This is a genomic window from Pseudoduganella sp. RAF53_2, from assembly GCF_052113985.1.
GTDB lineage: Bacteria > Pseudomonadota > Gammaproteobacteria > Burkholderiales > Burkholderiaceae_D > Rugamonas.
The window spans coordinates 1-4,380 of sequence record NZ_JBFRDW010000519.1 but is presented as its reverse complement, the minus strand read 5'-3'; the positions used below and the strand labels follow the sequence as shown (position 1 = coordinate 4,380).

The window sequence follows — 4,380 nt, the reverse complement described above, 5'->3', positions numbered from 1 at the left end:
GCTTCTAACAGACCGATGGTGCAACCAACTGAGTTCGCTTGTACCGCGAAGTGCAGAGGCATCCAACCATAATCATCCTGCGCGTTTACGAGTTCGCCCTGCGCCACGAGAGTGCTGAGCAAAGCCAGGTTAGCATCGGCTGCCGCGTAGTGAAGCTGAGTTCGGCCCAGCCGATCAACTTCCACGCGTGTTTTACGTTTTGGTAACTTTCCGGCCATTAAGACCCTTTATTGAAGTAACTGAGTCGTTCGTCGGCTGCTGGTCGACCGCAGCGGTCTTCTATTTTTCATCATCCTTTCTAGCTACTCTCGGCACTTACAGCAATAACAATCGCCGACACCATACCAAGCCGCAACAGCCACCTGATAGTTATGCCCTCCACGCATATAGTCCGCAGAGTAGCAATGCCGCCGCAGCGGTGGCGGCCAACGATCCAGTGGTCAGGATGATGGCGACAGTCCACTCCCGAATTTGCGTGGCGCTGTGTCCGGCGCCCGCGATTGGCGTAGCTTTGCTGGTACCCCAGATTGCTGCAAGCAAAAGGGCCAGGAATATGCCATACGCTCCAACGAGCGCCAAGAATTGCGTAGTCGCTTTGACGGCATCGGGAAGTGCGACTCTTCCCCACATTGCGCCGAATGCCCACAGCATGAGCCCGCTCTGAATTCCGGCGACGTGTGCCGATACGCCCATTCGGCCACTCGATAACGCCGGAATAGCAAATCCCATCAATAGACTGATGAGAAAGATGACTGTACCGTGAATAAGCAATTGCTGTGACATAGTTTTCATAACTTCTCAGACAAGGGGATGCTTCGAGACAGTAGCCCCAGACCGAGCAGTGAGGCAATGACCTCTGACGTCAACGCGAAATCATTAAGTCGCTTCGACTTGATTCCCATGGGTCTGCGGGATCGTCGCCCTGCTAATCCGGTGGTCCACTTGGGAGTCCAGTTTGAGAACCAGAAAATAAAAAAGCCTACGACTCGTCGTGGGCTTTCTGCTTTGCAGCGGGTTAGTTCGAATCCAGGAAGGACTGCACAGCCTTCACGGTAGCCTCCGGAGATTCTTCCATCAACCAGTGGCCGGAGCCGGGTATGATGACCTCAGTCACATTGCTTGCGGCGTTGCGCATCTGAGTAGCCTGCATGGTGCCGAAGGACTTTTCCGCGCCCAACGCAAGCACCGGCATGGTCAGCTTGGTCTTTGCGTATTCGATGTTGTCCTGATCGTCCTTGCGCACGGACTGGAATTGGGCGAACGCAGCCTTCATCGCGCCAGGCCGGGAATACAATTTCGCGTAATGCGCACGCGTGCCTTCATCGATCTTGCTTGGCGTGCCGGCAAAGTCATTCCAGAAGCGGTCCAGGTAGATTCGTTCGCGCCCCTTCACCAGGCGCTCGGCATCCTTGCCGCCCAAATCGAAGTGCCATAACACCGGTAGGCGCACGATATCCTGCCATGGTGCGATGCCAGGCACCGGACCGTCCAGCACTGCCAGCTTCGTGGTTTTGTCCGGGTAGCGGGCGGCATAGGCGTAGGCGACCATGGTGCCGATGTCGTGGCCCACGATATCGGCTTTGTCGATGCCCAGTTTGTCCAGAATGGCGCGGATGTCGCCGGCTTGGGTTTTCTTATCGTAGCCGCCTTCAGGCTTTGATGAGAGGCCCATGCCGCGCAAATCCGGTACGACGACGCGGTGGTTCTTTGCCAGCGCGACTGCCAGCGCCGTCCACATATCACCGGTATCGCCGAAGCCGTGAATCAGCACGACCGCAGGGCCGTTGCCCCCAACACGAACATGCAGCTTTACTCCATCCGCATTGATTTCTTCGGCCTTGAAGAAGGATGGATAAGGAATCGGTTGAGCCACAGCCGGGGTGGCACAAGTGAATGCTGCCGTGGCTAAAAGGGCCACGCAGACCGCCTGTTTGAACTTGTTAAACATGATGCGTTTCCTCGGATCGAATGTGCATTTCTTGGCGTTTCAGATGCCGCAGGCTTCAGTGTTCGCAGTGTAAAACGCGTCTGGCACACACTGTTCTCCTGCGGCGAATGCACACTACTCATGAACGAGGTCAAGATAAACGCACGTCACAGCAATTGATTTGATACGCGATGTAAAGTGTCTAAGAGCAAAACGAGGCAGAATTTCTAAAATGGGCAGTCTCACCGTAAGGCTCGCCAAACCACTTCAATAGGCTACGGGCGACATCAATCTCGTCGCCAGCGGAGCCGGTGGCCCAGGCCACGATTCCGTCGGGCCGTATCAACAAGGCGCTTAAGCCCAGTCGGTCCTTCGCGTCGCTTGCGAGGTAGCGAATGCGCCCTCCCCAGCGCTTAGCCAACGCTTTTAAGCCACTGCTTTCGTCGAAGTCGAGCAATAGTCCGCATCCGGCGCGGAGGTGGTGATTGAGTCTTGCTCCGTCAAACAATTCGAAGTCCGGCGCGCTGCGGCCGACAAGCGGATGTGCATCGCCAAGGTCATAACGAAGTCCGACTCCCCATACGCGCCTGGCGAAATAGCTTGCGCCGTCGCGAGTCTCAATAAGGTCGCGAACAATCGCTTCCAATGCGCGTGAACTCCGGCTTGGACGCATCAACGCCACTTGTGCGCGGGACCAGTCGAGAATCTGCGCAGCTTCTGGCTGCCGCTCGCGGGCATAGCTATCCAGCAGATCGGCGGGAGCGTCGCCGCGTATCGTCGCAGCGAGCTTCCAACCGAGATTCATCGCATCGGCAAGGCCCAGATTCAGCCCCTGCCCGCCCAACGGAGAGTGGACATGGGCAGCATCGCCGCCCAGCAGCACGCGGCCCTTCCTGTATTCCGTCGCCTGGAAAGCGCGATCGGTCCAGGTAGTAACAAGTTCCAGATCGGTGACCCGCACGTCGGAGCCGGAGACTTTGCGCAACACAGTCTCGATGTGCTCGCGCGTGATCGGATCGCCGCGGTGAAAAGCGCCGCCGTCAAAATCGACCATTCCGATCGTGCCTGGCGCCGCATAGGTGTACATTCCTGCCGCAGTGTAGTGACGGCCGGGCTTGAGCACGTCCGGATTTGCCAACTTGACCTGGACTGAATATCCCGTGAACTCGGGATCTGTGCCAGTGAAGCCGATGCCCGCCGCCTTGCGCACGGTGCTTCGCCCACCGTCGCAGCCAACCAGCCATTGCCCACAGAATGCCTGGCCGCTTGCGAAGACGGTCACGCCGTTCGCCGATTGCGCAATATTCTCGACGCCGCAACCGCGCAGAATCTCGACACCCAGGGTTTCTGCACGCTCTGATAGCACCGCCTCAATACTCGCCATATCGGCAGCGAGATTGCTGACCCGGCCAGGCAGGCGATATGGCCACTGCGCACTGTCGATCTGATCGTGGAAGAACTGGATGCCTGCGAAGTGGCCTGCAGGACGCCTGGCTTGCCGCATCCAATGTGCGGCCGAAGGCGCTCCGCGACCGGACGCGCGCTCTTCGAGCGGGGCAAGCAAATCACGGCGGTCAAGGCTTTCAATAGTCGGCACGGTAAGGCCGCGTAGCCCGAACGGCAGATCCTTCAGCGGAGTATGCGGCTCCTGCATCTGCTCCAGCACAAGCACAGAGCAGCCAGCCAGGCGCAATTCGCAAGCCAGAAACAGGCCGACGGGACCGGCGCCTGCGATCAGGACATCATGAAAATGGGTAGTGTGAGGGGAATGCATGTCTAGCTCCTATGTCGATGTTCGACCGGAGCGTTCCCAGGTTCAGCGCTCACACGGACGAACTATTGGACGCCAGGCGGCGTCAAAAAATTCGTCGTGGGGATCTGATGCAAGGGCCAAAGACCAGAGCTTTCGTTACCGAAAGGACTTGGGCTTACCAAACCAAGTCTGCCTTTTCCGACACGCGGAGTATAGCATCAAATATGCAGCGCATGCCCCAGCGCGCGCAGCGCTGCCTCCTGAATCGCCTCGCCCAAGGTCGGATGCGCATGGATCGTCCCGGCCACATCTTCCAACGTAGCGCCCATTTCAATGGACTGCGCAAACGCAGCGGACAACTCCGACACCGCCTTACCGACCGCCTGCCAGCCGAGAATTAAATGATTGTCGCTGCGCGCCACCACGCGCACGAATCCGTCCTTCGACTCAAGCGACATCGCGCGTCCATTGGCAGCGAAAGGGAACAAGGCGTCGATGCAAGCGATGCCCTGCGCGCGCGCCTGCTGCGGCGTGGCGCCGACCACCACCACCTCCGGATCGGTAAAGCACACCGCCGCAATGGCCGCCGGACTGAAATGGCGCCGCTTGCCGCCGATGATTTCAGCGACCATTTCGCCTTGCGCCATGGCGCGGTGCGCCAGCATTGGCTCGCCGGTCACATCGCCGATGGCCCACACAT

The 4,380-nt window shown here is 58.5% G+C and carries 4 protein-coding genes and 1 pseudogene; all 5 read right to left on the bottom strand.

Going from position 1 to position 4,380, the window contains the following annotated elements; translation table 11 throughout:
- The coding region (locus tag AB4Z11_RS24395) for an ankyrin repeat domain-containing protein (protein ID WP_442028288.1) at window positions 1-218 on the bottom strand (218 nt) is incomplete at its 3' end.
- 151 nt (window positions 219-369) lie between these two features.
- The gene (locus AB4Z11_RS24390) at window positions 370-792 is read right to left on the bottom strand and encodes a hypothetical protein (protein WP_442028287.1); all 423 of its coding nucleotides are present in this window, start codon (window positions 790-792) and stop codon (window positions 370-372) included.
- 223 nt (window positions 793-1,015) lie between these two features.
- Window positions 1,016-1,948 (bottom strand): alpha/beta fold hydrolase, encoded by a 933-nt coding sequence (locus AB4Z11_RS24385; RefSeq protein ID WP_442028285.1) that lies wholly within the window; start codon window positions 1,946-1,948, stop codon window positions 1,016-1,018.
- A 181-nt stretch (window positions 1,949-2,129) separates the two neighbouring features.
- Window positions 2,130-3,701, bottom strand: coding sequence for an FAD-dependent monooxygenase (locus AB4Z11_RS24380; protein ID WP_442028283.1), 1,572 nt, complete (start codon window positions 3,699-3,701; stop codon window positions 2,130-2,132).
- A 197-nt stretch (window positions 3,702-3,898) separates the two neighbouring features.
- A pseudogene (locus AB4Z11_RS24375) lies at window positions 3,899-4,380 on the bottom strand (dihydrolipoyl dehydrogenase); the annotation flags it as partial.

Excerpts from the sequence above, each read along its gene's own strand:
- AB4Z11_RS24380 (WP_442028283.1), bottom strand. The coding sequence starts at position 3,701 with ATGCATTCCCCTCACACTACCCATTTTCATGATGTCCTGATCGCAGGC.
- AB4Z11_RS24385 (WP_442028285.1), bottom strand. The coding sequence starts at position 1,948 with ATGTTTAACAAGTTCAAACAGGCGGTCTGCGTGGCCCTTTTAGCCACG.
- AB4Z11_RS24390 (WP_442028287.1), bottom strand. The coding sequence starts at position 792 with ATGAAAACTATGTCACAGCAATTGCTTATTCACGGTACAGTCATCTTT.